This window comes from Dactylosporangium sp. NBC_01737 (assembly GCF_035963215.1).
Lineage (GTDB): Bacteria > Actinomycetota > Actinomycetes > Mycobacteriales > Micromonosporaceae > Dactylosporangium.
In genome coordinates this window covers 2,144,002-2,170,933 of sequence record NZ_CP109153.1, presented here as the reverse complement: position 1 = coordinate 2,170,933, position 26,932 = coordinate 2,144,002, and the positions used below count along the sequence as shown (strand labels likewise).

Below are 26,932 nucleotides of genomic sequence, written 5' to 3'. Positions count from 1 at the left end.
TACCTCCCGGTAAGTAAAGTAGAATGTGACGCGTGCCAAGGGTGAGGACCACAGAGACCGCCGACCGCATCCGCGCCGTGGCGATGGAGCTGATCGGCGAGAAGGGCGTGGCGCAGGCAAGCCTGCGCGAGATCGCGGAGCGCGTCGGCATCAGCAAGCCCGCGCTGTACTACCACTTCGCCTCGCGCGAGGACCTCGTCCGCAGCCTGTTCCAGCCGCTCGTCGACGACGTGTCGGCACTGCTGGACGCCTTCGAGTCCGGCCGCTGGCCCGGCGACCTCACCGACCGCCGCGCGGTCCTCAGCGCGTATTTCGACGTCACGTACCACCACCGCGACATCACCAAGATGGTCATGCAGGACCCCAGCGTGCTCGCCGACCTCAACCTGGCGGCGGAGGTCACCGAATGGGGCCGCAGGCTCACCACCCTGCTGTTCGGCCCCGCACCCACCCTCGCCCAGCGGACCCGGGCGACGGTCGCGGTCGGCGGCCTCGGCGACTGCACCGTGATGTTCACCGACGTGCCGGAGGCAGAACTCAAGACCGCCGTGCTCGACGCCGTCTGCGCGACCCTCGGCTAGCTCACCGCTGCCACCTCGACACCGAACGAGACAACGCGGAGATCGGCGCGCCGTGGCTCGCTTCCGACAGACCTGGACGAGATGCGTTGACCCGCCTCAGCGCCAGCCTCGGCGGCGGCAGCCGAGCAAAGGACACACACCCCGCCCCGGGACGGTCTTGAGGGGGCGTGGGTGGAGCGAAGCTCCCCCACTGGGGAGCACGGCGAAGCCGTGCGCGGAGAATGACAGGCACCCCGGCGAGCCGGTTCCCGAAGGGGACCCGCGAGCAGGGTGCGCCCAAGCCTGTGGGCCGGACGCGTCACCATGCGAACCCGGCCCACGTCATTACCGGCGATCCCTTGCCGATGCGTTTCCGCAGGTCAAGCCGCCAGGATGGTGGGGTATGACGCAGAGACTACGCGCATAGACATCACGGCGATGACCAACATCGACGTGTCAGCGCACCCCGCCACAGCACTTCTTGTACTTGACGCCGGAGCCACACCAGCACGCCCCGTTTCGCGGTGGCGGCCAGACGATATCGGCCTGCTCTGCAACCGTCTCGGCATACCGCACCTTCACCCGCGAGTCCGTCGGCGAACCGCCGATCCGCTCCGCGAGCTCACACAGCTGCGAGACGCTCATCGGAACGACCCGGATCGAGGGGACACCACTGGCGGCCAGTTCGCGCCAGCTCTGCTCCTTGGCCGGGTAGTACTCCTCGTCCGGCGCCTCGTACTCCTGTGGCCACCGGCGCCGGGCCTCGGCTCGCTCCGCCCGCTGGAACACGAGCATCCGCACCCGCTTCGGTGCCTCGCCGGACTCCAGGTAGTCCCGCAGCTCTTCACCATCGACCGGCGGGCTCTGAAGAGGCGCGTGCGGGGCGATCTCATCGGTGACATCAACCGGCAGACCCAGTCGCCGCCGCACCTCGCGGCGTCCGCGCACCATCACCGAAGACATGCGCATCCATCCGCTGGGTCCCCGCAGCGCCTCGATATCTTCGGGCTCCAGCCGGGCCACCGCCCGGTCGTACCAGCGCAGTGCGCCTTCCAGATCGCCACGCTCGGCCAGCAGCTCAGCGACGAACGTGCAATGATCATCGGTCAGCGCGGCCTCGTGGGCCAGCCGATCCAATTCTGCGTACGCCTCATCAATGGCATCGTCCTCGAAGTAACCCTCAGCCAGCTCGAAACGGGCAAAGCAAGCGTCATCGCCGCCCTCCGCGACCAACCGCGTCAGCGGCCCTCTCGCCCGGTCGGCACGGCCGGCCCGACGCCAAGCCGCCGCAGCTTCGAGCAGAAGCTCACCCCGCTCTTCGGGACACTCCTCGGCTTCAGCCTCAAGAGCGGCCGCTTCGTCAACCGAAGTCATCGCCCTGACCAGGACCGTACTCCCCACGCGCCCAGGCTCGACGAAACACCCCACACGGCCAGCAGTTCGCACATTGCGCAAACGAACGCCACAAAGATACTGCTCAGCGCCACTGTGGGCCGCCATGGACTCGAACTCTGAACCTACGGAGCGGACCCGAAGGCGGCGCTGTACGCGTACACCTGCGACTACGTCGAAGCGGGCGAGGCTGGCGGCCCCGATCCGGACGAGGCGGATGTGCGCCCTTACGAGAGCACGATGGAAGCGCTGTGGCGCAGACACGCCGACGCGCTACGCGCAGCAACCACACGGAGCATTGCGACACGTCCGGGTGGCGACGGGGTTGAGGGGGTGTGGGTGGAGCGAAGCTCCCCCGCTGGGGAGCAGCCGAAGGCTGCGCGGGGAATCCACCGGCCGATGGCGAGCCGGACCGAAGGTCCGGCGAGCAGGGTCGACCCAGGTCGGTGGGCCGGACGCATCACCATGCGAAGCGGGTAGCCACGATCGCCGGCGATGCACTGCCGCCGCCTTGCCCCGCCCTCGGCGCCGAGGCGGCAGCCCATGGGAGGATGTGTCGTCGCAGGCATGGCGGACGTTGTCGGGGCCGCATCAGGACGTGCCCGCCGAACGGTAGGCGTCGCGGCGATGCCGAATCGAGTGGATCTCCACGACTCGCTTGGCCTGGCCGGCCTACGCTCCCGCCGGATCGACGACGAGCACCGCCTGGTCTACGCCGTCGCGCCGGACGAAGTCACGATCATCTCCTGCCGCTACCACTACCAGTGACGAGCACGGAACGCGGTTGATGCCGTTCCTGCTCGTCTCGGCAAGCACGATCCGGTATTGCAGGTGTCGACGAAAAGTCAAGCTCAGCAAGTGTCCCCGCTCGGGATCAGCCCGACGTCCCGATGCCACTCGATCACGAGCGGCGCGAACTCGGCGGCGAGCTCGGGATGCGCGACCATGATGAACTCGGGTCCGGCAGGGCGCCCGTCCAGGCCCACGACATCGGCGCCGGCCTCGGCCGCGATCAGCATGCCGGCGGCGATGTCCCACGCGTTGAGGCCCCGCTCGTAGTACATGTCGTGGCGTCCGGACGCCACCGAACACAGCTCCAGAGCCGCCGAGCCGACGCGGCGCATGTCCCGCACGCGGCCAAGCAGGCGCTTGAGCACCTCGGCCTGCTGCATTCGCTGCTCCGGGAAGTACCCGAACCCCGCCGAGACGAGCGCGAGCGAGCTCGGACGGGTGTGGCGGACGCGGATCGGCGCGGAGCCGAGGAAGGCCCCCGCCCCCTTCGCCGCCGAGAACGTCTCCCCATTGGAGATGTTGACGACACAGCCCGCCAGCAACTGCCACGTGTCCGGATCGGCGGAGCCCCGCGCAACGGCGACCGAGACGGACGAGGGCTGCTGCCCGTAGTAGTAGTTGACCGTGCCGTCGATCGGGTCGACGATCCAGAAGTAGCCCGTGTCGCTGCCGACCTGCGGCGACTCTTCCCCGCAGAAGCCGTCGCCCGGCCGGGCCTCGGCGAGACGTGTCCAGATGAGCGATTCGACGGCACGGTCGGCGGCGGTGACGATGTCTTCCGGCGCCTTCTTGGTGTCGGCCACCTCGATGCCCTCGCGCTGCAGACGGATCGCGAGATCGGCGCCCTCACGGGCGACCGCGACAGCGAGCTGGCGCAGCGACTCCCGCAGTTCACGCTCCGGCGCGGAGTTGTCGATGTACGGCGTCACAGGAGCACGTCCTCGTCCTTGCCGAGCGCCTTGAACAGGATGACGATGGGCACGATCGACACGGCGATGAGCACCGTGCCCACCACGGAGGCGTTGCCGAAGTTGCCGTACAGCACCTCGCGGAAGACCTCGACCGACATCGTCGTGGTCCTGCTGCCGTACAGGATCACCGTCGCGTTGAACTCTCGCGCCACGGTCGCCCAGGTCAGCAGCGCGCCCGACATGAGGGCCGGGGTCATCATGGGCACCGTGATCCTCAGGAAGGTCTTGCCCGGGGCGACCCCGAGGTTGATCGACGCCTCCTCGGTCTGGGTGCCCATCTGGCTCAGCATCGCCGAGGTCGAGCGGATGGAGTAGGGCAGCCTTCGGACGAAGTAGGCGAGGATCAGGATCGCCGCCGTCCCACCCAGGAAGAGGGGCGCACCGGCGAAGCACAGGGCGAAGGCGATGCCGAGCACGACCCCGGGCACGGCGTACGGCATCATCGACATGAGGTCGATGAACGACGCGAGGCGCGTCCGGAAACGTGCCGTCACGTACCCGACGAGGGCACCGAACACGACGCAGAGCAGCGTCGCGACGGTGGCGAACATGAGTGTGTTCAACAGCGACGACCACAACCGCGGGGCCTGCAGATAGCCCTCGATCGTGAAGTTCCCGGTGATGACGGAGTGCTTGCTCTCGAGGAACGACGATACGACGACCGTGACGATCGGGAGGGCCGCGACGAACACCACGGCGTACACGAAGGCCGTGGCGAGCAGGCGCCGCACTCCACCGATGCGCTGCACGGCGAGGGGCCGCAGGACCTCCTGGCCGTACGAGCGCCGCTCGGCGTAGCCCCGTTGCGCGAGCAGCGCGCAGATCGACACGGCCAGCAGCACGACCGACAGGGCGCTGGCGACCGTGAAGTTGCCGCCCGTGGTCTCGTTGACGAACTCGTTGTACACGAGCCGGGGGAAGACCCGGAGGTTCTGCCCGATGATCGCGGGCGTGCCGAAGTCGGAGAACGCGGTGACGAAGACCAGGAGGGCGGCCGTCGACACACCCGGCACGATCAGGGGGAGGATCGCGGTGCGGATCACCGCGATGGGCCCGCGACCGAGGTTGATCGCGGCATCCTCGATGCTCTGGTCCACGGTCTTCAGCGCCGAGCTCACCATGAGGAACACGAACGGGATGCCCTGCAGCGACAGCACGAGGATCAGCCCGAACCACCCATAGATCGGCGGCAGCGTCACACCCACGGCGGCCAGCCAGCGGCGCAGGACGCCGCTCTCGCCGAGCAGCAGAATCCACGAGTAGGCACCGATGAACGGCGGTGACACGAAGGTGAGCACGATCACCGCACGGATGATGAGCTTGCCGGCGATGTTGAACCGCGTCACGCAATATGCCAGGGGGAAGCCGATGATGAGGGAGAGCGCCATCGCGGCGATGCTCAGGACGAAGCTGTTGATGAGCGCCTTGTAGTAATAGGGCTTCGTGAACAGCGTGACGTACACCTGCCAGAGGCTGACGTCGTCGGACTGCTTGCCGGCGAAGCTCGAGATCACGAGCGAGAACAGCGGCAGCAGGAGCAACACGACGAACACCAGGATCGTCGCGGCGGTCACGCCCGTCCAGAACGTGAAGCGGGGGCGGCGCCGCCGCGTCGGGGCCGGCGCATCCCGCGGCAGGACGGTGGTCACAGCTCGCCCTCCTGATCATCACCCGGGAACACCATGACGTCATCGGGGTCGACGTCGAAGGCCAGGGGATCGCCGATATCGAGACCGGCGTCGGGCAGGTCGGCACTGGAGGCCTGCAGCGAGAAGGGGCGGCCGGTCCCGCACTCGATGTCGAAACGCGTGTACGGCCCGTAGTACGTGCGCCGCACGATCGTGCCGCGCAGGCCGTTCGCGCCGACGCCACCGTCCGTGACCGCCCGCAGCGATTGCGGCCGGATGCCGATCCAGGCCGAGCCCCCCGAGCCTCCGTCAACGGCCGTGCTGGTGCCGCTCGCACGCATCTCGGCGCCGTTCTCGAAGCGAAGCAGGGTCGCCCCCACCTCGGCTCTCGCGGTGCAGCGGATGAACGATCCCTCGCCGATGAACTCCGCCACCTTGAGCGAGACCGGGTGACGATAGATCTGCTCCGGGGTCCCCACCTGCAGGATGTGCCCCGCGCTCATGACCGCGATCCGATCGGAGAGGCTGAGCGCCTCCTCCTGGTCGTGCGTCACGTAGACGGTGGTGATGCCCAGCGTCGCCTGCAGGGCACGGAGGTCCTCACGCAGTCGCACCCGCAACTTCGCGTCGAGGTTCGCGAGGGGTTCGTCCATGAGCAGCACGCGCGGGCGCGCGACGACGGCCCGGGCGATGACCACGCGCTGCTGCTGGCCGCCCGACAGCTGCTTGGGCATGCGTTTCTCGTAGCCCTGCAGGTCGACCATCTCGATGGCCTCCGCGACGCGCTGCTTGAGCTCGCTGCCGGTGACGCCACGCGGCTTCAGCGCGTAGGCGACGTTGTCCCACACGTTGAGGTGGGGGAAGATCGCGTAGTTCTGGAAGACCATGCCGGTGTCCCGGCGATGGGGCGGCAGGTGGTCGATCACCTCGTCCCCCACGCTGATCGTCCCCGAGTCCTGCCGGTTGAAGCCGGCGATGGTGCGCAGCAGCGTCGTCTTGCCGCACCCGCTCGGGCCGAGCAGCGTGAAGAACTCCCCGGACTCGATCCGCAGATCGGCGCCGTGCACGGCGACCGTCGTCCCGAATCGGATGCGTACACGGTCCAGCGTCACCGGTGCATGGTCGGTCACGGCGGCACCGGACGGGCCTGGTCTGGTGACCGTTCCCGGCCGCGTGTCGTGAGTCATGTGTCCTCATTCGTTGTGGTGGGACGGCGGCGACACCGAGATGCCGCCGCCGGGCCAGACACGTTCGCCTATCCGACGGACGTGATGATGTCTTTCCAGCGGTCGTTCCAGGCCTTGCGGTCCTTCATCGCCTCTTCGGGGAGGTCGATGATGTTCAGCCGGCTCAGCGGGGGCACGGCATCCGAGACGGGCTCGTCCGTCAGCACGGAGCGCATCCCGGGATATTCCTTGGTCATGAGCTTCTGGTTCTCCGGCGTCAACATGAAGTTGAGGAAGCTCGTCGCGTTGGTCGGGCTCGGCGAATGCGCCACCTTGTACCAGGTCTGGACGTGAAGGATGATGCCGTCGGTCGGGTACCCGGCCTTCGTCTTCTTCCCATCGGCCCACTTGTAGACCTGCTGCTCGACGCCGATGCCGATGGCGGCCTCGCCGTTGCCGACGGCGCGCATGGGGTCTGTGGAGCCCTCGGTCACGATGACGTTCTGGGCGATCGCCTTGACGAGGTCCCAGCCGCCGATCGCCCACCACGTCGCCATGGCCTTGTACGCGGCCTCAGAGGTGATCGGGTTGCCCATGTAGACGCGCTTCTTCCACTTGGCGTCGGCGAGCTCGGCCCACTTGGTGGGAACCGCATCGCCCTTCAGCCGGTCTTCGTTGTAGACGAAGATCACGGGGAAGACGACGACCGGTACCGCGTAACCCGCATCGTCGATGAGTGCGGGGTTGATGCCGGACAGATCGACGCCCTCGTTCTTGGCGAACACGCCCGGATTCGACGAAGCCGGGTCGTTGCCGGCGATGACGATGTCGCCCCGCGGGTTGTCCTTCTCGGCGATCACCCTGCTCACGGACTCGCCCGAGCTTCCCTTGACGACTTCGACGCTCACGCCGGACCGGTCGTTCTCGAAGCGTTTGGCGAAGAAGTCGACGACTTCCTCGGCGGAATAGATGACGAGAGCGCCGGCATCATCGCGCGAGTCGTCGACTGATGGGGCGGAGCACGCGGTGATGCTGAGCGCAAGCACCGTGGCAGCGGCGGCGGCCCCGACGATTCGGTTCTTCACTGAGTCTCCTTCGACTGAATGCTTGCTGCCTGGGCGATCGACCACGTCAACCACCCCACGCTCGCTTCTGAGCACTGACACCCACGAGGCTGTGCACCCTCCGGTCGTTCGCGGAGGGTGCACAGCGCTCCGCAAGGCGTTGCGGGTCAGGCGATGTAGGAGTAGATGTCGACGATCCCCTTGCCGTTGTAGAGGAAGGCGTGATCGGTCACGGTGTTGTTGAACACCCCCGCCGTGCGCCCGTTGAAGTGGGCGTCGGCGCGGTCGGTTCCCGGCCCGACGTAGATGAAGTAGCGGCTTCCGGGCTCGATCACGGCGCCGTTGCCGACAGAGAGGACGTTGTTCGAGAAGTCACGCACCGTGTACCCGGAGAGATCGACGGCACGGTTGCTGGTGTTTCGGAGAGCGACGTACTCCCCGCCCTCCGCGGCGATGTCGTCCCCCGCCGGGTCGTAGAGCACCGTGTCGATCACGACCGCGCCGCGGTGCGGCAGCGGGTTCTTTCCGGACAGTTGTGCCTTGGCGACGTCCGGAACGTCGGTGAACACGACGTCGTAGCCCTGGTTGACCGTGGCCTCGATCAGCTCTGGGCTGTCCTCGACCTCGCCGATGACCGTCAATCCAAACGCCTTGGCCCGGCTCACCTGCGAGGCACGGCTCAGCGCAGGGTTGCCCGCGATCGCATCGGCCCAGGTGGCGACGTCTGCCAGCACCTCGTCGGTGCCGTTGATGTACGTGTAGCCCGAAACAAGAGCGAACACCGGAACATCGGGCAGCAACGCGCCGAAGTCCTTGAGCGCCTGCTCACTGAAGGACTGCACCCAGATCATCGGCGCGCCGTTCTTCGCCTTCAGGTTGCCGCTCGTGTAACCCCAGTGGCGCATCTCCCGCGCGAAGTTCTCCACGATGCCGGGGTACACCTCCGGCCTCTTCAGCTCGGGGGCGAGTCCCGCGCGGCCGTTGTCGAAGGCGATCCACTCACGTAACGTGAGGATCTTTTCGCCCGCGTAGGAGTCGTCCCACCACGATCCGGCATCGAGCTGCTTGATCTCGGCGAGGGTGAAGTCTCTGACGTTCCAGGGCGATCGGTCCGGGAACACCTCCTCCACGTTCGTCGTGCGGCTCAGGGTGTCGTCGTGGATGATGATGAGCACGCCGTCCTTGGTCTGGGCGACGTCGCCCTCAAGGACATCGGCACCGTCCTTCAGCGCCTGCTCGTAGGCCGCCCGGGTCTCTTCGGGGGCGATCTTCGACGCACCGCGGTGCGCCCAGACGACAGGCGCCTTGCTCTTCTTCTTTCCGGCCGAGACGTCCTCCGTGACGTCGTGGCCGACCGTGAGTGCGGAGAACCGCCGCTGGTCAGCGGCGCCGGCGCCCCCATGACCGACGTCGTTGCTCGCGCAGCCGAACAGCGATACGGACAGCAGCGCCGCGGTGCTCAACGCGAGGACACGTTGGATCCGTCGTTTGCGCGGGTGGGACATCTTCGTGCTTCCTTCCCTTGGTGATGAGGCACACGGCCCCGCTTCCCTCCGCGTGCCGCGCGTTCGCCACGACGGCGGAGGGCCTCCACATCGACGAGCATGGTGATTCCACGACGAGCACGGTCACGGCCGCGAGGAGGCGTCTCCGTGGCGTGCCTCCTCCTGATGTGGCAGCGCGGCGGGTGAATATCGAAGACAGGGTGTAACAGCGGTGACGTCGATTTAACATCAGCAGTGTTTTTTTCACAAGACCAACATCACGAGTAGAAGCGCCAGCGTGAGGGCCCGTGGACCGGCGTCCGCCATGAGGGCCGCGGCCGCCCGCCGACAGGCCGGCCGCATACCGGGCTTCTTCGCCTCCGCCGCAGCCTCGGCCGTCCGCCGGGAGCACCTGGGCAGCGGTCGTACCGAGGCATCGAGCTGGGCCATCGACAATCTTGCGCCCGTCGCGAGCAGCGACCGGAACGGGCCCGGCTCCACAACCAGCTTGACCAGGCTCGGCCGCCCCGATCCTAGCCCGAGCGATATATTGATGTTATCTTCACATCAATTGATCACCTAGCATGATGGGAAGCTGCGACCGCGCATGGGAACAGAGCACACCTCCACCCCGGGCCTCTGGGCCGGCGTCGACGTCGGCACCCAGAGCCTGCGAGTCCTGCTGGTAGACGACCGGGGAGCCGTCGTGGGGCGCGGCGCCGGCCGATTGGACAGCCACCGGTCCGGCCCCATCCACGAGCAGGATCCCGAGCAGTGGTGGCAGGTCCTCGGCCGGGCGAGCAGCGAGGCTCTCACCAGCGCCGAGCGGGTCCACCCCCGACCTGCCCGGCTCGTCCGCGGGCTGGCGATCTGCGGCACGTCCGGAACGTTCCTCCTCGCCGGCGACGCGGCGGCCCCGGCGAGGGCACTCACACCAGCGCTCATGTACGACGACGGACGCGCCGCCGACGGCTGGACCGGCCTCGGGCAGCCCTCCTGGCCGACGGCGAAGCTCGCGTGGCTGGCCGAGCACGGCAGCGCACCCGTGCGCGCCGGCCTCCGCGCCGGGCGGGTCCGGCTGGAGCACTGCCCCGACTTCCTCGCCGCGCGACTGGTCGGACACCCGGTCGCATCCGACTGGAGCCACGCGCTGAAAACCGGCTACGACCCGGCCGCGCGGGACTGGCCGGCGACGTCACTGATACCCCCGGACGTACTTCCGGACGTGGTACGACCCGGGACGCTGCTCGGCCGGATCGACGCGCACGGCGCCGCGCACACCGGGTTCGCCGACGGCACGCCCGTGCGGGCGGGGATGACCGACGGCTGCGCCGCGCAGATCGCCGCCGGCGCGCTGACCCCCGGCTCGTGGAACGCCGTGCTCGGCACCACCCTCGTCCTCAAGGGCGTCACCGAGCACCGGCTCGACGACCCCGCCGGCGCCGTGTACTCGCACCGCCACCCCGATCACGGCTGGCTGCCGGGCGGCGCGTCAAGCGTCGGCGCCGGCGCGCTCGTCCTGCGCTTCCCCGCCGCCGATCGCACCGCCCGGGACGCGGCAGCAGCACGATTCGAGCCGGCGGGCGGCATCGTCTACCCGCTCACCGGCCGGGGCGAACGCTTCCCGTTCGTACGCCCCGACGCGGAAGCGTTCGACGCCGGAGACTTCGTCGACGACGACGACCGGTACGCCGCGACGCTGCAGGCCGTCGCGTACGTCGAGAAGCTCGCGTACGCACACCTGCGCCGCCTCGGCGCGCGGACCGACGGGCCGTACTACATCACCGGCGGCGGCACCCGCAGCCGCTACTGGTGTCAGCTGCGCGCCGACATCCTCGGCCACGAACTCATCCTGCCGGCCAGCGCCGAACCGGCCTTCGGCATGGCCGTCCTCGCCGCCGCAGGCGACGAACCGCTGGTCACCGCGGCCGACCGCATGATCCGCCCCGGAACCGTCGTCACGCCCCGGCCCGGCGCGACCGCACGGTTCGCCGACGCCTACGCGAACTTCCTCGACGCGCTGGTCGAGCGTGACTGGATCGACACCGTGCTCGCCGACTACGCCAGGACAACCCCACTGGTCGGCGCTCCCGGCGGTGTGGCATGAGGACCGTGGCGCTGGCCCGGCACGGCCGCACGGCCTGGCATGCACCCAACCGCTACACCGGGCGCAGCGACATCGAGCTCGACGCTGCCGGCGTACGGCAGGCGGCCGCGCTCGCCCGCTGGGCCGCCGACCGCGGGTTCGTCGCGCTCGCCAGTTCCGACCTGCGCCGGGCTGTCGACACGGCGGCTGCCGCGGCGACGACGACCGGTCTCGTCCCCGCCGCCGACCCGCGTCTGCGAGAACTCGACTTCGGCATCGCGGAGGGGCACACCCTCGCCGACCTCGACCCCGCCGTCGCGAAGCGGTTCGTCCGCGACCCCGTCACACATCACTTCCCCGGCGGAGAGCATCCGGCCCACGCCGTCGACCGGTTCCGCGCCGGGCTCGCCGCGCTGAGCGAGCGAGCGCCGGACGGTCCTGTCCTCGTGGTGGCACACAGCACGGTCATCCGGCTGGTCGTGTGCGCGGCGCTGGGTCTGCCGCTCGCGGAGTACCGCCGCCGGCTGCCGGTCCTCGATCCGACCGCGGTGACCACGCTCCGGCTGCCCGCGCACGACGCGCCAGCGGCCCTGCTGGCCTACAACATGCCGGTGTCTGAAGGATGGCAGCCATGACCGACGCAACGGAGCGCAGCCGACCGGCCCAGCGGCAGGCGGAGATCGTCGAGCACGTCCTGCAACATGGTTCCGTGTCGGCGAACGAGCTGGCCGAACAGTTCCAAGTCAGCCTCATGACCATCCACCGCGACCTCGACGAGCTGGAGCGGCAGGGCATCGTCCGCAAGTTCCGCGGCGGCGTGAGCGCCCAACCGTCAAGCGTGTTCGAGAGCAACGTGTCCTACCGCCTGCGCGCCGCGAAGGCCGAGAAGCTCGCGATCGCGCAACGGGCCCGCGAGCTGATCGAACCCGGGATGGCGATCATGCTCGACGACTCCACCACGACCCTGGCGCTCGCCCGGCTCCTGGAGGACGCGGCGCCACTGACCGTGATGACCAACTTCCTGGAGACCATCAAGCTGCTCAGCACCATGCGGGGCATCCGACTGCTGGCGCTCGGCGGGGAGTACTACCTCACGCACGACTCCTTCCTCGGCGTGCCGTGCATCGACGCGATCGACGCGCTGCGCGTCGACCTGCTCTTCGCCTCCACCTCCGCGGTGTCCGCCAACTACGCCTACCACCAGGAACAGGAGATCGTCCTGGTCAAGCGGGCCATGATCCGCGCCGCGCAGAAGACCGTGCTCATGGTCGACCACACCAAGCTCGGCCGGGTCGCCCTCCACCGGCTCGCCCCGTTGTCCGACATCGACCTGGTCATCACCGACAAGCAGGCACCGCCCGAGGCGCTGTTGGAAATGCGGGAAAGCGGAGTCGAGCATGAAGCGGTATGACAGCCCCCACGCGGTCGGTGTCGACGTCGGTACCACCGTCACCAAAGCCGTCGCCTTCGCCGCGGATGGCACCGCGCTCCGTCGCGCCGCCCGGCCCACCGTGCTGCACCGGACCGGCCCCGGCCGATACGAGCAGGACGCGGCGGCCGTCACCGCCTCCGTCGTGGCCGTGCTGGAAGAGCTCGAACCCGGCCCAGTCGCCGCGGTCGGCGTCACCGGACAGGGCGACGGGCTCTGGGCGATCGACGAGGCCGGCCACCCGGTCCGGCCGGCCATCTCCTGGCTCGACGCGCGCGCCGCCGACATCGTCGCGGAATGGACGGCGAGCGGCGTACTGCGGCACGTGTTCGACCGCACCGGCAACCTGCCGTTCGCCGGCAACGCCGGCCCGCTGCTGGCCTGGCTCGACCGCCACGAGCCAGCCACACTGGATCAAACCGCCACCGCCGCGTACTGCAAGGACGTCGTCGTGCAGCGGCTGACCGGGCTGCGGGCGACCGACGTGTCCTCGGTGCCGTTCCTCGATCCCGGCACCCGCGACTACGACCCCGCCCTGCTCGTCGCGCTGGGTCTGGCCCACCGCCGGGACCTGCTCGCGCCGGTGCTGGCCGCACCGGTTGGGGAGCTGGGCGCCACGGTCGGCGGGCTGCCGAACGGCACCCCGGTGGTCGCCGCGCCGTACGACCTGCCGGCCTCGGCCCTCGGCGCCGGCGTCTCACAGGTCGGCGACGGCCTGCTGATCGCCGGCACGACCCTGGCCTGCCAGGTGCTCACCGACCGGATCGGCACCGGCGAGCCCGCCGGGCTGACGCTCACCACCTGGGAGCCGGGGCGGTGGCTCCGGGCGCTGCCGGCGATGGTCGGCACGGCAGGACTGGACTGGGTGCTGGGCATGGGCGGGGCGAGCATCGACGACCTGCCGGCGCTGCTGGCTGGCGGTGACTCCACCGGCCTGTCCGTGCTGCCGTTCTTCGCCGAGGCGGGAGAGCGCGCGCCGTTCGTGGCGCCCGCGGCCCGGGCCCGCATCGACGGGCTGCACACCGGGGTCATGTTCGCCGACCTGGTGGTCGCCACCTGCGAGGCAATCGCGTACAGCGCACGGCACTGCCTCACCGTCGCCGGGCTCGATGGCGAGCTGTATGCCGGTGGGGGCGGCATGCGCAGCCCCGCGTGGGCCCAGATCTTCGCCGACGTGCTCGGCCGACCCGTCAGGGTGCTGACCGGTGAGGAAATCGGTGCCCGCGGCGCGGCCCAGGCGGCCCTGCGCACCGTCGGCGGCCCGGAACTGCCGCCACCGCCGACCACCGTGTTCACCCCTCACCGCTCCCACGACGACCGCTACGCCGACTACCTGTCGGCCGTTGCCAACGCCCGCTCGACCTGGAGGACCACCCCGTGACCCGCGTACTCGTCGCCGGCGACCACTTCGTCACCCCCCCGCTCGTTGTCGAAGCCCTCGGCCGGTTCACCGGCCTCGACATCATCACGCACACCGGACCATGGCCGCACACACCGTTCGGCCGGGTCGGCGAGGTCGACGAGGCGTCGGACATCGAGGACGAACTCATCGCCCTGCTGCCCGGGGTCGAGGTGGCAATCACCCAGATGGCACCGTTCACCGAACGAGTCCTGGCTGACGCCCGAGCGCTGCGACTGATCGTGGTCACCCGTGGCGGGCCGGTGAACGTCAACCTGGCCGCCGCCGAAGCCCGCGGGATCGAGGTCCGAAGCACACCGGGACGCAACGCCGCAGCCGCCGCCGAACACACCATCGCGCTGCTGCTCGCGGCGCTGCGCCAGATCCCGGCCACCCACGCGTCGGTGCTCGCCGGCGAGTGGCGCTCCGACCTGTACGCGCTCGACGCCGTTGGCTCGGAACTCGGCGGCGCCACCGTCGGTCTGGTCGGCTACGGCGCCATCGGGCGCCGGGTGGCCCGCATTCTGCGCGCATTCGACGCGACCGTGCTCGTGCACGACCCGTACGCCGACCCCGGCGCCCTCGACGGCGCCAAACTGGTCACAATGGACGAGCTGCTGTCCCGCAGCCAGGTGCTGAGCCTGCACGCCCGGCTCACCGCCGAGACCCGCGGCATGATCGGCGCGAAGGAACTGGCCCAACTGCCGCACGGCGCGGTGCTGGTGAACTCCGCACGCGGCGGGCTCCTCGACTATCCGGCCGTGGCCGCCGCCCTCGAATCGGGACGGCTGCGGGCCGCCGCCTTCGACGTGTTCGACGTTGAGCCGTTGCCGGCCGACTCGCCGCTGCGGACGGCGCCCAACGCGGTGCTGACCCCGCACCTGGCCGGCGCGACGGTGCAGACCGCCCGCCGGGCCGCGCAGCAGGCCGCCGACGCGCTCGCAGCGTACGCAGCATCTGGATGATGTGCCTTGTTCGGTGCTCGGGCGACACCGTCCACGAGATCAGCCCGGGGTCACGGACGGCACGTCTCTCCAGCCCGAGTTGGTGCCGAAGCGATCCTGGCCACCGGGGAACTGGAGGCGATCCCGGCCACCGGGGAACTGGAGCTCGCTCAGCCGCAGGGAAGGCGACTGGAAGTGATGAGCGCGGAAGAGGTCGCGCGGGCGAGGAAACAGGCCACCGGGAAGCTGGAGCCGGCTCGACGGCCGGGAAGGCCCGGACTGAAAGTGACGAGCATGGACGAGGTCGCGCGGGCGAGGAGACAGAAATAGGGCCCCACCGACCAGGAGGGTCATCCACGAACTGTGAGATGCCGTGATGGCCGTGCCCTGGGCGGCCGTTCGAGCATGACCCTGCCAGGGCACTGCCAGGGCACCCGGAACAGCGGGCACCGGCGCTGACTTGCACTTGACGGTGACCACCGGGATGGGTCGCGAAGCGCAGAAGCTGCCGCGCGCAGCGCTGGCAGTGCGCCGCTCGCGGCGCATGGGGGTGCGGGGTGGGAACCCCACGCCCCGCGGCGACAGCCACGGTAGCCAGGTGGTGGGCCGCAGGTATCACCATGCGAACCCGGCTCATGTTGTAGTGGGCGACCCGCTGCCGCTGCGTCTTCGCAGGTCACGCGGGCACGGTGATGCCCGATGACCGAACCGATGCGCGGCTCGACGGCACCAGGCTGGAGGTCTACCGGGTACGGGGCCGGCCATGTATTTCTGGAACGCACCGCGCCCGCCGAATGACCGTGGTGCTCGATCCGGGCGGCATCGACCATCGGACGCGGCGCCGAAGACGCCCCCGACCAGGGAAAGTACCGCCATTCGCCCCTGTCGCCGGTCGTCTGGGCGCGGCATAGTAGGCCGGGCGACGCCGCAATGAGGGTTGGAATGGGTGACGGATGCTACACGGTCTGGGTATCAGCGAACAGGACGAGGCCGTGTACGTCGAGCTGCTGCGGCGGCGGCGGGCGACCATCGCCGAGGTGGCGGAGGCGCTCGGACTGCCGGAACCGGTTGCGGCGTCCGTGATGGCGCGGCTGGTCGCGCTCGGCCTGGCGACCCGTGACGGCGGCGGCCTGCATATGGTCGTACCGCCGGATGTCGGGCTCGGCACCATGATCGTGCAACGGCAGACCGAGCTGCAACAGGTCCAGGGCCGGCTGGCTCAGCTGGTGGACGTATACCGGACCGGGGCGGCCTCCACCGTGAGTGAGGTGGAGGCGCTCAGCACGCCGGAGGAGCTTGCCACCTGGATCGACAACATTGAGCGGGGCGCCAAACAGGAGGTACTTGCATTCTTCCGCCCTCCGTACGTGCTCGACGTCGACCTCGACAGCTCCGCCGAAGTGCCCAGCTACCGGTATGTGTATGAACGCGCCGCCCTCGACGATCCACGGACACCCGCCGAACTCGGCAGGTTCCTCAAGAACGGGTACGAGATCAGGGTCGCCGCCGAACTGCCCAGCAAGATGATCATCGTGGATCAGGCGGCGGTGCTGTTACCTATGTTGCCCGACCAGACCGGCATCCACCCCGGGTTCCTCCTGGTCCGGGGACAGTCGCTGGTGCACCTGCTGGTGGCGCTTTTCGAGCGGGTCTGGCAGGCCGCCACGCCGCTGCGGCTCACCGCCGCCGGCCTCAACGAGGGGGCGTCGGCGTGGGACGATGTCGACGTCGCGCTGCTGACCTACCTGCTGTCCGGCATGCCGGACAAGACGGTGGCCAGCCGGCTCGGGACCAGCGAACGAACCGTGCATCGCCGGGTTCAACGGCTGATGAAGCTGACCGGGACCAACAGCCGCATGCAACTGGCCTGGTACGCCGCCCGGTCGGGGCTCATCGCACCCTGAGGGTCCGCCCGCGAGGGCGGGCCGCCCCCGTCCGGGTCACGGACGAGGGCGACCCGCGGGTGGTTACCGCAGTTGGTAGGCGCGGGTCACGGTCTGCTCGACGGTGTTGCCGTCAGCGTCGGTGGCTTGCACCCGCAGGGTGACGAACCCGTTGCCGCCGCGCAGCCGGGGGTTCTGGATCTTTCCGGTGGCGCCGGCGGCGCCGGTGCTGGTGAGGGTCACCCGCTGCCAGGTGGCGCCGTCGTCGTATGACGCCCACAGCTTCGCCTCCTTGATCCGCAGGCCGTCCAGGCCGTGCGGGTAGCGGAAGCCGAGGTTGACGGGGGTCATCGACGCTGCCTTCGCACTGTTGTTCAGGTCGACGTCCAGGTCGTAGTCGACCGAGATCACCGGTAGCAATGCCTTCTCGGTGTGTTCGGAGTGGAACGTCCAGGCGGTGTTGACCTTGGTGGAGGTCGTCCACGCCGGCAGGTCCCGCTGCACGTCCATCACGACGCGGTACTGGGCCCGCTCGGCCGTCATCGGGAAGGCCACCTGCGTGGTGGCGGCGTTTCCCAGCAACTGACCGTCGCGGTACACGGTGGTCAGTTCCTTGTCGGCGCCGTGCCGGTACCCGAGCACCTGACCGGTCGCCCCATCGAGGAGCCCGACCGGGAGCATCACCCCGACATCGCCTTGCCGGAGGGCACCCTCGGGAGTGCTGGCCGTTATCGCGGTCCGGACCACCGCCTTGTTCCAGATCTGGGTCGCCCGCTGACCCGGCCGCAACGCGGCCAGTCCCGTCTGGTGGTCACCGGGCAACGACTCCCGTACCGAGGCCGGCGCCATGATCTCGATCGTCAGTGTTCCGGCTGTGACGTACTGCATGACGAACTGGGGCATGACCACCCGGGCCCGGGTCATGACCAGGAATGCCTGCTGCGGCGTGTAGAAGAACCTGCCGTACCCGCCTTCCGTATCGCGTGCCGAGGCGTGGAAAGAGGTCTCCACGGTGGCCAGTTCCTCGGTGCTGACCCGGTGGTGCTGGTCGGGCAGGATGCCCTGCTGATACTTGAGCACTTCGTAGGTGTACGGGCTGACCGCGGTCCCCCTGAACTTGATCCTGACGTCGCCGTGGGCGGCCAGGCCGGCCAGTCGAGCACCTGGCCCGTTGTTGAGGGTCATGGCCGGGATCGCGGCCGGCGTCCACGAGTAGCTGGTCAGACCCCAGTCGGCGGGCACGTCGTTGTAGATGATGATGGCGCCGGCGCCGGCTTTCGCCGCGTTGTCGATCTGCGTGCCCGTATCAACCTCGTCGTTGCGCCGTACCAGTGCCAGCGCGCCCTTGGCCGCCTTGCCCGCGTAGTCCTGCGGTCGCCCGATGCCGGCGTCGACCACGCGCAGCACCTGGGTGCCGTCCAGATGTGGCGAGCCGATCCAGCCGTCGACGTACTCCGGTGCGATCGGGAAGGCTTCGGTGCTGACGATCTGCGCCTCCACTGCCCGCGCGGTCAGCGACCAGTTCAGCCGGTGCTCCACGGCCGCGTTACCCAGCTGCGACGGGATGGCGTGCAGCCGCGTGCTGCCCGACAGATCTTCCTGAAGCCCGGCTGTCAGCGACTTGTCGTGGTTCATCAGTGACAAGCCCATCCGGACCTGTCTGGCCTGGCTCGGCTTGGGCGTGTCGACGGTGACCAGGTTTGACTTGCGCCCGTCGAAGGTGATGGTGCGGTCGGCATCGATGACGACGCCCGACTCCGCGCCGTAGACGTAATCCCGGACCTGGTTGAAGCCAGGGGTGTTGCGGTAGGTGGCTGACACGAAGGCGTATTCACCACGGGGCAGCCGCATGTCGACCGTGCCATCGGCGCCGAAGAAGATGTACTGGCCGCCGACCGTGCTGTCGGAGAAGCTCCAGTACCACATGATGCTGTAGGTCTCGGCCGGTGCCTTGCCGTCCAGGTCGATCAGTTTGACGCTGACGTTGAAGCGCTCGACATCCTTGACGACCCCGACCGCGGTGGTCACGACCGTTGCGCCGTCGGCGGAGGCAGCGGCGACGTGGGCGCCGTACGTGCCGGTCCGCAGGATGGTGGGGTCGAGCCTCACGGTCACGTCGGCGGTGCCGTGGGCGGGCACGGTCACCGTGTCGGCGCCCAGCGCCAGCGCCCCGGCCGGCAGGTCGCTGCCGTCGCCCTTCACCGTCAGGGCGAGGGTGACCGGCTGGTCACCGTCGTTGAAGTAGGTGATCGGCTTGACGGACTTGCTGGTCGTGTCCCAGTCCTGGGTGCCGAAGTCGACCACACCGGAGCCGGACACCGACTGGCGCACCGCCCGGCCGACGTCGGTCCGGCCGGCGCCCTGGTCGTAGACCGGGGCGCCCGGGGTGGTCTTCGCCGTGCTGATCAGCTGGCTCTTCAGCCGCGGCGCGGTCCAGTCCGGGTGCTGCCCGGCCAGAAGCGCCGCGGCGCCGGCGACGTGTGGCGTGGCCATGGATGTGCCGCTGGCGGCGGTGTAGAAGTCATCCACCGGGGCGCCCATGGTGGTGCCGGACGCCCGGCCCGCGATGATCTTCCAGCCCGGCGCGGTGATCTCCGGCTTGAGACGTCCGCCGGGCGTAGGGCCACGGCTGGAGAAGTAGGTGACCGCGTCGGCGCCGTCCACCGCGCCGACGGTCAGCGCCGCCTCGGCGATGCCGGGCGAGCCGAGGGTCTTCGCGCCGTTCTGCCCGGCGTTGCCGGCGGCGATGGTGAACAGCACGCCGGTCTCCGCCGTCAGTTCGTTCACCGCCTCGGCCGTCGGGGTGGTGTCGGCGTCGGGCGTGCCCCCCAGGCTCATCGAGATGACCTTTGCGCCCGAGTGGGCCGCCCACTCCATCCCTGCGATGATCTGCGAATCGTAGCCGCTGCCCGCGTTGGACATCACCTTGCCGATCACGAGCTTGGCCCCGGGTGCGACGCCCTTGTACTTACCGCCGGAGGCCGCGCCGGTGCCGGCGATCGTGGTGGCGACGTGGGTGCCGTGCCCGTGCCCGTCCTGAACGGCCTCGCCGGGGACGAAGCTCTGGCTGTCGACGATCTGCCCGGCCAGGTCCGGGTGATTCGGGTCCACTCCGGTGTCCAGCACGGCGACCTTGACCCCGGTGCCGTCGTACCCGGCGGCCCATGCCTCGGGCGCGCCGATCTGCGGCACGCTCACGTCGAGCAGGGCGTTCACCTTGCCGTCCAGCCAGATGTGCTCGATGCCGCCCGATAACTTCGCCTTCGGGCCACGCCCCTCGGCGGTGTCGTCGTCGACCGCCTCCCAGAACGCGGCCGCCTGCTTCTTCTCGGCGGCAACCGCAGCGCCCCGCACGCTGGGCAGGTCCCGGATCTTCCGGCTCCCGGCCGGGGCGGCGGGCGCCGCGGCCTTGCCGGCCCCCTTCTTGGGGTAACGCACGATCAGCGGGATCGACGTGCTGTGCGCGTCGTCGTATCCCTGCGCGATCAACTCGGTCACGTTGAACAGACGCCGATCGACCTGGCCGGACGCGATGAGCGGCTGAGCCTCCAACGGCTGGACGTAGATGTCGCTGCCGATCGAATATGTGCGGAAGAGGCTGTTCGCGCGGTGCGGGGTCACCGTGACCGCCGGCTTGCCCCCCACGTTGGTCACCGTGACCACGTCACCGGTGATGAGCGTGATCTGCTGGGCGGCTGCCGACGACGCCGGTACGCCGGTGACCCCGGCTACGGGCTCCAGTGGCTCGTGGCCGTACGCGCTTCCGCTGCCGGCCACGACGAGCGTGGCAGCAAGCACAGCGCCGACCAACGTCGGTCTCTTGCTTGGCATTGAGCTGGCCCTCCTTCTGCCGGTACCAGGGTCCGTACCGGTGGGCAAAGCTTCGTGAAGACCGGGGCGGCGCGCTACGGCTGCACCTGGCGGACACCAGACATGTCAGGTCGTCGCCACCGTCTGGTCGGCGGCGCACCGTCCCCTGACGAGCAGAACGGCGATAAGCCAGCGGACTGGAGCGAGGAAACGGCGCGGGATCGGCGTCGACAGCGACAGGGGCGGCAGCCAGGTCGGCTCCAACTGGACATCCTGCGGGAGGACGACGCCGTTGCTTTACTGGGAACCGTGACCGCCCGCGGCGGAGCGGGCCACGAGTCGGCCGATCATGCGCCTCGACGAGCTGATCGGAGGATGTCGTAGCAACGCCCAAGCCCACCCGGTATGAATTGATTGCCGGCGGAGAATCGGTCACCAACCACTCGAAAGGCTCACCCGTCTCCTCCGCGATGCGTGCCAACTCCGAAGCGCTGACACGACGCATGCCGTTTTCAACCTTTGGCTATACAGGTCGGCGTGCTCTGCGTGCCCGAGGTGGGCGAAGGCCGTGACAAGGTGGCGTCGCGCATCGTGAGCAGGTTGGGTTGCCCCGCTCCACCGGCGGATCCGTATCAGACATCGTGCCAGCATCTGTCCGCAGGACGGCCGAGACGGCACCCCCGCGACCTCATCCGCTGCACTCGAACCATCCCAACCCTCGGTCCCCGGATCCAACCGGCCAGCCACCCAGAACGGCCCCGCCGGGGGCACCTCGTACACCACCGGCAAACGCGAAAAGAGGACCAGACCAGACCAAACCAAACCAGCCGGCGACGGTTTCGGGGGGTGTGGGGTGGCGAAGCCCCACTGGGGAGCAAGGCGAAGCCTTGCGCGGGGCAAAGTGGAGCCATCAACGCGAATCGGCACAGCCGATGAGCAGGCTGCGCCGATTGGCGGAACGTGGGCCGCCAGGGACTCGAACCCTGAACCTACGGATTAAAAGTCCGCAGCTCTGCCATTGAGCTAGCAGCCCGCGGAGACAGGTTACCTTGTCGGCTGGCTGGAGCACGCGGGTGTTTCCGTCCGTGGCAACGTTCCTGGTCAGAGCGGGATCTGGTACAGGATGAAGCCACGGTTGACGGCCACCTGGTCGTACAGGCGGCGGGCCGTCGCGTTGGACACGTGGGTGGACCAGTAGATGCGGTTGCAGTGCTGCTCGCGGGCCCAGTCGGCCACGGCCGCGATGAGTGCTCTGGCCACGCCCTTGCCGCGGACGTCGGGTGCGGTGAAGAGGTCCTGCAGGTAGCAGACGTCGTCCGTGGTGGTGCTGGCGTGGGTGAGGAAGTGGGCGATGCCGACCAGCCGGCCGTCGAGCTTCGCGCCGAGGGCGTGGATGCGGGTGTCGGCCATGAAGCCTGCCCACGCGATGTCGAACCGGGCGGGCGGCAGGACCCGTTCGTAGAACGTGTTGTACCCGGTGAACAGCTCCTCCCACGCGGGACGGTCGGAGGGGGTCAGCGCAGCGACAGTGATCACGAATGCCGACCCTATCGACAGGGTGACAGCGATGAGAAGCTGTGCGGCGTGGCGGTGACGGAGGATGCCGAGGAGACGATCACCGGCGAGGTGCGGCTGCTGGCGATGCTGCTCGGGGCAGTGCTCGGGACGTGGATCGCGTGGACGAGTCCGCAGCATGGGCATGAGCCGCGGTGGGTGTTGTTCGCGGTGCTGGCGGCGGTGCTCGGGGCGGCCAGCGGGGAGGCGTTCGGGTTCGGGGCGGCGCGGTGGCGGGACCTGGGCACGGTGCATCGGGTCAGGCTGTTCCACGTGCTGCATCTGGTGCTCGCGTCGGTGGCGGTGGCCGTCGGGTTGGTGGCCGCCACGCCGTACGTGCTCGGGGAGCAGGGGCTGACGGGGCGCGGGCTGGCGTTGTCGGCGATCGCGATCTGCGGGGCGCTGCCGTCGGCGGCGACGCTGGGTGCGGTGCAGCGGGTGGCGCGGCGCAGGATCGAAGGTTCGCCGGGGCATCAGCTCAACACGTTGCTGAGCCTGCGGCGGCTGGTCAGCCGGTTGCTCAACCAGCTCGGGTTCCTGGTGCTGCTGGTCACGCTGGTCAACGGTGCGGCGACGGGGTGGGGTGCGGAGCTGCCGAAGGCGGCGGTGCTGTTCTCCGGGGCGGTCGCCTCGTTCGTGGTCGGCGTCATGTACGTGCCGGCGAGCACCACCCTGCGACGGCGGTGCGCGCTGTTCGTGGACCGGCACTTCCCGCTGACGGACGTCGCGCTGGAGGACCTGGTCGACAAGGCCGAGGAGCGGGCGAGGCTGGAGAAGCTGCTCGGCATCGACCAGACGACGTTCGGGGAGCTGCGCAGCGGACTGGTGATCATCAGCCCGTTCGTGGTGAGCGCGCTCGCCGCGATCATTCCGACCAAATTCTGAAAAGGGGGCCCCGGGACGGGACCCCCTTTTCATTGCAGCCGGGTGAGGCGTCAGTTCGAGGCGTAGGTACCCTCGGCGAACGCGGCGTCGAAGCGCGCCTGCAGGGCGTCGAGCTGGTGGAACTCGCTGGACGACGCGGACTCGGAGCCCTCGGCGGCGAAGATGTGGTCGGCCTCGGCCTCGCTGTGGTCGTAGGAGGTGAAGTCCGACTCCTCGTAGTGCTCACCCGACGGGTTGGTGTACTCGACGTGGTGGCCCTGGTCGAAGCTGGTGTTCTCGGCCGACGCGTGGTCCTGCTCGTACACGCCGAACTGCGACTGGTAGTCCTGCTCGCTGGCGTCGACCTCGTGCACCTGGTCCAGCGCCTCGTGCTGCTCGCCGGTCTCGAACTCGCCGTACTCGCTCATGTCATTCCCCTTGTTGTGAAAGCTAGCGTTTATGTGGTGTTCGGTGCGTTCTTGCGATGTGCTGAACACTACGGACCTTGGTGGAAGGTCAAATCCCGGAAACGTGCCACGAGAGGAACTGTTGACGATGCGGGTGAGTGAACTGCTGGTCGAAGGGTTCGGGCGGTTGCCGGACCTCGTCAGGGGCGCGGTCGACGGGCTCACGGCGGAGCAGCTGCGGTGGGCGCCGGCGGACGGCGCGAACACGATCGGCTGGCTGGTCTGGCACCTCACGCGGGTCCAGGACGACCACGTCACGGAGCTGATCGACGGCGCCGAGCAGGTGTGGGTCAATGGCGACTGGGCGGCGCGGTTCGGGCTGAAGCCGGACCCGGACGACACCGGCTACGGGCACACCGCGGCGCAGGTCCTGGCGGTGCACCCGGAGAGCCCGGAGGTGCTCGTCGGGTACTTCGAGGCGGTGTCGGCGCGGACCGTCGAGTGGCTGGCGACGCTGACGGAGCAGGACCTGGACCGGATCGTCGACGAGCGATGGGATCCGCCGGTGACGCTCGGGGTGCGCCTGGTCAGCGTCCTGGACGACGACACGCAGCACGCAGGTCAGGCCGCGTATGTGCGAGGCCTCATTCCCTGAGCGGCACCCCGGAGTTCCCTGAGCGGCACCCCGGAATTCCCTGAGCGGCACCCCGGAAACGTCACGGACGACACACGGCCACGGGCGCGAAGTGGTGGTGTACTTGATCTGCACGATCCACACTCTGATCGGGAGATGTAGATGGACGAGCGTGCACAAGGACGTCACCGTGTCGTGGTCGTGGGCGCGGGGTTCGGTGGATTGTTCGCGACCAAGGCGCTGAAGAACGCGCCGGTCGACGTGACCCTCATCAACGGCACCGCCTACCACCTGTTCCAGCCGCTGCTGTATCAGGTCGCGACGGGCATCCTGTCCGAGGGCGAGATCGCGCCGCCGATCCGGGAGATCCTCAAGCGGCAGGACAACGCCAAGGTGCTGCTGGGCACGGTCACCGAGATCGATCCGGAGGCGAAGACGGTCACCGCGGTCGCCCCCGGCACCAGCTACACCGTGGGGTACGACTCGCTGATCGTCGCCGCGGGCGCGTCGCAGTCCTACTTCGGCAACGACGGGTTCGCCGAGCACGCGCCCGGCATGAAGAGCGTCGACGACGCCCTGGAGCTGCGCGGGCGGATCTTCGGCGCGTTCGAGCTCGCGGAGCTGGAGACCGACCCGGCCGTGATCGAGCGGTGGCTGACGTTCGTCGTGGTGGGCGCCGGCCCCACGGGGGTCGAGATGGCCGGCCAGATCGCCGAGCTGGCACATCGCCACCTGCCCGGGCAGTACCGCAACATCGACCCGAAGCACGCGCGGATCATCCTGGTCGACGCGCTGGACACGGTCCTGTCGACGTTCGGCGACCACCTGTCGACGAAGGCGCTGCGCCAGCTGCACAAGATGGGCGTGGAGGTCGAGCTCGGCACGAAGGTCGTCGGCGTCGACGAGACCGGCATCGAGGTCGAGACCCGCAACGGTCACCAGCGCATCGAGTCGATGACGAAGATCTGGGCGGCCGGTGTGGCCGCGCCGTCGCTGTCGACGCAGCTGGCGAAGGCGACCGGCGCGTCCACGGACCGTGCGGGGCGGCTCGAGGTCAACCCGGACTGCACGGTGCCGGGCCACCCGGAGATCTTCGCGGTCGGCGACATGATGTCCCTCAACCGGCTGCCGGGCGTCGCGCAGGTCGCGATCCAGAGCGGCCGGCACGCCGCCGGGCAGATCACCAAGCGCCTCGCCGGGCAGCCGACCGGGCAGCCGTTCAAGTATTTCGACAAGGGCAGCATGGCGACGATCTCCCGCTTCTCGGCGGTGGCGAGCGTCGGCAAGCTGCACTTCTCCGGGATCATCGGCTGGCTCATGTGGCTCGCCGTGCACCTGCTGTACCTGGTCGGCTTCAAGAACCGGGTCACCGCGGTCCTGCACTGGTTCGTCAGCTTCATCGGCCGCGGCCGCTCGGAGCGGGTCGCCACGTTCCAGCAGGTCTTTGCCCGGCGCGCGCTGCAGGAGTACCGGCAGCACCTGCCCTGACCATTAGGGTGGCGGGGTGGCAGCGTGTCCCGAGCAGACCAGCGATGGTCTCTCCGGGGTAACCCCGGGGACGCAGGATTGAGCACGGCAGCGCATCGCCGGCGCGCCCCCGCGCTTCGCGCGAGCCGGCGCAGGCACGACCGGGATTCGTCGGGACACGCTGCCCGCGTCGTCGCCGGCGCGCTCGCCGACGCGTTCCTGACCGTCGACTGGGCGCGGGGTCCGCTGCTCGACGTCGGCTACGAGGTGCTGGGCCGCCGGCCGCGGTGGCTCGGCCCGGTCGTCACCGCCGTCCTGCGGGCCTACCGGGAGGCGCCCGCGGACCGGCCCCGGGAGCTGGCCGAGTTCATCACCGCGCCGTCCCGCCAGCCGATCCGGGTCCGCCGCGCGACCGCCACCCGCACCGTGCGGCAGCGCTGGGACTCGCCGCGCATCGACGACCTGGCCGCGCTCGCCGAGCTGCTCGACCTCGACCCCGACGAACTGGACTGGTTCGCCGACCGTCGCGGGATCAACCGGAAGCATGCCGACCACAAGGTCAGGCACTACTCGTACATCTGGATCGGCGACCGCCTCATCGAGGCACCGAAATCACGGCTCAAGGCGATCCAGCGCCGCCTGCTCGACGAGGTGCTCGGACCGCTGCCGGTGCACGAGGCCGCGCACGGGTTCGTCCCGGGGCGTTCGGCGCACACGTTCGCGGCGGCCCACGCCGGGCAGGCGACCGTGGTGCGCCTCGACCTGCGCGCGTTCTTCACCAGTGTCACCGCCGGGCGCGTCTACGGCCTGTTCCGCACCGCCGGCTACCCGGAGCCGGTCGCGCACGCCCTGACCGCGATGTGCACCACGCGGACCCCGCACGCGGTCTCCGGGCGCATCGAGCACCGCACCCCGCACCTGCCGCAGGGCGCGCCGACGTCACCGGCCCTGGCCAACCTCGTCGCGTTCCGCCTCGACCGCCGCCTCACGGGACTCGCGGCGCGGTTCGGCGTCACCTACGGCCGCTACGCCGACGATCTGGCGTTCTCCGGTTCGCTGGGGTACCCCTCCCGCCTGGTCGAAGCCGTCAGCGCGGTCGTTGCGGACGAGGGATTCCACGTCAACCCGGCGAAGACCCGCGTCCGGGGCAGCGGCGACCGGCAGCGGCTCGCCGGCCTCGTCGTCAACGCGCACCCGGCGGTCCCCCGCGACGACTACGACCGCCTGCGCGCCATGCTGCACACCGCGGCCCGCGACGGCCTGGACGCCGCCAACCGCGACGGGCACCCCGACTTCGCCGCCCACCTCACCGGCCTGGTTTCGTGGGCCTCGCACGGGCACCCGGCGCGCGCGGCGCGTCTTGAACGCCTGCTGCGTGCCGCCCTCGCATAGAAGAAG

General features: G+C 69.5%; 21 protein-coding genes and 1 tRNA gene. 12 read left to right on the top strand and 10 right to left on the bottom strand.

What is annotated here, in order from left to right:
* Positions 1-32: 32 nt before the first annotated feature.
* Entirely contained in the window at positions 33-581 is a 549-nt protein-coding gene (locus OHA72_RS09465; RefSeq protein WP_327007460.1) for a TetR/AcrR family transcriptional regulator, read from the top strand.
* A gap of 435 nt (positions 582-1,016) precedes the next feature.
* Here OHA72_RS09465 and OHA72_RS09460 read toward each other — a convergent pair whose 3' ends face one another.
* Positions 1,017-1,934, bottom strand: a complete 918-nt coding sequence (locus OHA72_RS09460; protein ID WP_327007459.1) for an SEC-C metal-binding domain-containing protein — start codon at positions 1,932-1,934, stop codon at positions 1,017-1,019.
* A 585-nt stretch (positions 1,935-2,519) separates the two neighbouring features.
* Here OHA72_RS09460 and OHA72_RS09455 point away from each other — a divergent pair.
* Entirely contained in the window at positions 2,520-2,720 is a 201-nt protein-coding gene (locus OHA72_RS09455) for a type II toxin-antitoxin system YoeB family toxin (RefSeq protein ID WP_327007458.1), read from the top strand.
* A gap of 83 nt (positions 2,721-2,803) precedes the next feature.
* On the opposite strand, the gene OHA72_RS09450 is transcribed toward OHA72_RS09455, so the two are convergent.
* The 5 genes from OHA72_RS09450 to OHA72_RS09430 all read right to left on the bottom strand — a co-directional run bounded on the left by OHA72_RS09450 (position 2,804) and on the right by OHA72_RS09430 (position 9,078).
* Complete coding sequence (locus tag OHA72_RS09450) at positions 2,804-3,673, bottom strand: inositol monophosphatase family protein (RefSeq protein WP_327007457.1); 870 nt, start codon at positions 3,671-3,673, stop codon at positions 2,804-2,806.
* Entirely contained in the window at positions 3,670-5,364 is a 1,695-nt protein-coding gene (locus OHA72_RS09445; RefSeq protein ID WP_327007456.1) for an ABC transporter permease, read from the bottom strand. Before OHA72_RS09445 ends, OHA72_RS09450 begins: the two co-directional genes overlap by 4 nt.
* Positions 5,361-6,455: an ABC transporter ATP-binding protein gene (locus OHA72_RS09440; RefSeq protein WP_327007455.1), complete on the bottom strand. Its 1,095-nt coding sequence runs from the start codon at positions 6,453-6,455 to the stop codon at positions 5,361-5,363. Before OHA72_RS09440 ends, OHA72_RS09445 begins: the two co-directional genes overlap by 4 nt.
* 143 nt (positions 6,456-6,598) lie before the next feature.
* The gene (locus tag OHA72_RS09435) at positions 6,599-7,594 is read right to left on the bottom strand and encodes an ABC transporter substrate-binding protein (RefSeq protein ID WP_327007454.1); all 996 of its coding nucleotides are present in this window, start codon (positions 7,592-7,594) and stop codon (positions 6,599-6,601) included.
* A gap of 146 nt (positions 7,595-7,740) precedes the next feature.
* Positions 7,741-9,078, bottom strand: coding sequence for a glycerophosphodiester phosphodiesterase family protein (locus OHA72_RS09430; RefSeq protein WP_327007453.1), 1,338 nt, complete (start codon positions 9,076-9,078; stop codon positions 7,741-7,743).
* A 586-nt stretch (positions 9,079-9,664) separates the two neighbouring features.
* Here OHA72_RS09430 and OHA72_RS09425 point away from each other — a divergent pair.
* The 6 genes from OHA72_RS09425 (at position 9,665) to OHA72_RS09400 (ending at position 16,819) form a co-directional block, all read left to right on the top strand.
* Positions 9,665-11,164, top strand: coding sequence for an FGGY-family carbohydrate kinase (locus tag OHA72_RS09425; RefSeq protein WP_327007452.1), 1,500 nt, complete (start codon positions 9,665-9,667; stop codon positions 11,162-11,164).
* Positions 11,161-11,778 carry a histidine phosphatase family protein gene (locus OHA72_RS09420; protein WP_327007451.1) on the top strand — a complete coding sequence of 206 codons (618 nt, stop codon included), beginning with the start codon at positions 11,161-11,163 and terminating at the stop codon, positions 11,776-11,778. Before OHA72_RS09425 ends, OHA72_RS09420 begins: the two co-directional genes overlap by 4 nt.
* The gene (locus OHA72_RS09415; protein WP_327007450.1) at positions 11,775-12,554 is read left to right on the top strand and encodes a DeoR/GlpR family DNA-binding transcription regulator; all 780 of its coding nucleotides are present in this window, start codon (positions 11,775-11,777) and stop codon (positions 12,552-12,554) included. Before OHA72_RS09420 ends, OHA72_RS09415 begins: the two co-directional genes overlap by 4 nt.
* A complete protein-coding gene (locus OHA72_RS09410; RefSeq protein WP_327007449.1) occupies positions 12,541-13,953 on the top strand; it encodes an FGGY family carbohydrate kinase in 1,413 nt (470 codons plus the stop codon). The genes OHA72_RS09415 and OHA72_RS09410 overlap by 14 nt, the downstream gene beginning before the upstream one ends.
* Positions 13,950-14,936 (top strand): 2-hydroxyacid dehydrogenase, encoded by a 987-nt coding sequence (locus OHA72_RS09405; protein ID WP_327007448.1) that lies wholly within the window; start codon positions 13,950-13,952, stop codon positions 14,934-14,936. Before OHA72_RS09410 ends, OHA72_RS09405 begins: the two co-directional genes overlap by 4 nt.
* A gap of 932 nt (positions 14,937-15,868) precedes the next feature.
* Positions 15,869-16,819 carry a helix-turn-helix domain-containing protein gene (locus tag OHA72_RS09400; RefSeq protein WP_327007447.1) on the top strand — a complete coding sequence of 317 codons (951 nt, stop codon included), beginning with the start codon at positions 15,869-15,871 and terminating at the stop codon, positions 16,817-16,819.
* A gap of 63 nt (positions 16,820-16,882) precedes the next feature.
* Here OHA72_RS09400 and OHA72_RS09395 read toward each other — a convergent pair whose 3' ends face one another.
* From OHA72_RS09395 to OHA72_RS09385, 3 genes are all read right to left on the bottom strand, one after another.
* Positions 16,883-20,596 carry a S8 family serine peptidase gene (locus tag OHA72_RS09395; protein ID WP_327007446.1) on the bottom strand — a complete coding sequence of 1,238 codons (3,714 nt, stop codon included), beginning with the start codon at positions 20,594-20,596 and terminating at the stop codon, positions 16,883-16,885.
* A 973-nt stretch (positions 20,597-21,569) separates the two neighbouring features.
* A tRNA-Lys gene (locus OHA72_RS09390) sits at positions 21,570-21,641 on the bottom strand.
* 68 nt (positions 21,642-21,709) lie between these two features.
* Positions 21,710-22,144 (bottom strand): GNAT family N-acetyltransferase, encoded by a 435-nt coding sequence (locus OHA72_RS09385; protein ID WP_327007445.1) that lies wholly within the window; start codon positions 22,142-22,144, stop codon positions 21,710-21,712.
* 48 nt (positions 22,145-22,192) lie between these two features.
* Between OHA72_RS09385 and OHA72_RS09380 the strand changes: the two genes are divergently transcribed.
* Positions 22,193-23,047, top strand: a complete 855-nt coding sequence (locus OHA72_RS09380; RefSeq protein ID WP_327007444.1) for a hypothetical protein — start codon at positions 22,193-22,195, stop codon at positions 23,045-23,047.
* A 50-nt stretch (positions 23,048-23,097) separates the two neighbouring features.
* On the opposite strand, the gene OHA72_RS09375 is transcribed toward OHA72_RS09380, so the two are convergent.
* Positions 23,098-23,454, bottom strand: a complete 357-nt coding sequence (locus OHA72_RS09375) for a hypothetical protein (protein WP_327007443.1) — start codon at positions 23,452-23,454, stop codon at positions 23,098-23,100.
* A gap of 127 nt (positions 23,455-23,581) precedes the next feature.
* Here OHA72_RS09375 and OHA72_RS09370 point away from each other — a divergent pair, with 127 nt between their 5' ends.
* The 3 genes from OHA72_RS09370 (at position 23,582) to OHA72_RS09360 (ending at position 26,926) form a co-directional block, all read left to right on the top strand.
* The gene (locus OHA72_RS09370) at positions 23,582-24,088 is read left to right on the top strand and encodes a mycothiol transferase (protein ID WP_327007442.1); all 507 of its coding nucleotides are present in this window, start codon (positions 23,582-23,584) and stop codon (positions 24,086-24,088) included.
* A 141-nt stretch (positions 24,089-24,229) separates the two neighbouring features.
* Positions 24,230-25,555: an NAD(P)/FAD-dependent oxidoreductase gene (locus tag OHA72_RS09365; protein WP_327007441.1), complete on the top strand. Its 1,326-nt coding sequence runs from the start codon at positions 24,230-24,232 to the stop codon at positions 25,553-25,555.
* Positions 25,556-25,633: 78 nt separating this feature from the next.
* On the top strand, positions 25,634-26,926 hold the full coding sequence (locus OHA72_RS09360) for a reverse transcriptase family protein (RefSeq protein ID WP_327007440.1): 1,293 nt from the start codon (positions 25,634-25,636) through the stop codon (positions 26,924-26,926).
* Positions 26,927-26,932: the final 6 nt, after the last annotated feature.

Bases quoted from the DNA above. Each gene is read 5' to 3' on its own strand.
- OHA72_RS09425 (WP_327007452.1), top strand. From the start codon at position 9,665: ATGGGAACAGAGCACACCTCCACCCCGGGCCTCTGGGCCGGCGTCGAC.
- OHA72_RS09455 (WP_327007458.1), top strand. From the start codon at position 2,520: ATGGCGGACGTTGTCGGGGCCGCATCAGGACGTGCCCGCCGAACGGTA.
- OHA72_RS09415 (WP_327007450.1), top strand. From the start codon at position 11,775: ATGACCGACGCAACGGAGCGCAGCCGACCGGCCCAGCGGCAGGCGGAG.
- OHA72_RS09420 (WP_327007451.1), top strand. From the start codon at position 11,161: ATGAGGACCGTGGCGCTGGCCCGGCACGGCCGCACGGCCTGGCATGCA.
- OHA72_RS09375 (WP_327007443.1), bottom strand. From the start codon at position 23,454: ATGAGCGAGTACGGCGAGTTCGAGACCGGCGAGCAGCACGAGGCGCTG.
- OHA72_RS09430 (WP_327007453.1), bottom strand. From the start codon at position 9,078: ATGTCCCACCCGCGCAAACGACGGATCCAACGTGTCCTCGCGTTGAGC.
- OHA72_RS09400 (WP_327007447.1), top strand. From the start codon at position 15,869: ATGCTACACGGTCTGGGTATCAGCGAACAGGACGAGGCCGTGTACGTC.
- OHA72_RS09370 (WP_327007442.1), top strand. From the start codon at position 23,582: ATGCGGGTGAGTGAACTGCTGGTCGAAGGGTTCGGGCGGTTGCCGGAC.
- OHA72_RS09410 (WP_327007449.1), top strand. From the start codon at position 12,541: ATGAAGCGGTATGACAGCCCCCACGCGGTCGGTGTCGACGTCGGTACC.
- OHA72_RS09460 (WP_327007459.1), bottom strand. From the start codon at position 1,934: ATGACTTCGGTTGACGAAGCGGCCGCTCTTGAGGCTGAAGCCGAGGAG.
- OHA72_RS09365 (WP_327007441.1), top strand. From the start codon at position 24,230: ATGGACGAGCGTGCACAAGGACGTCACCGTGTCGTGGTCGTGGGCGCG.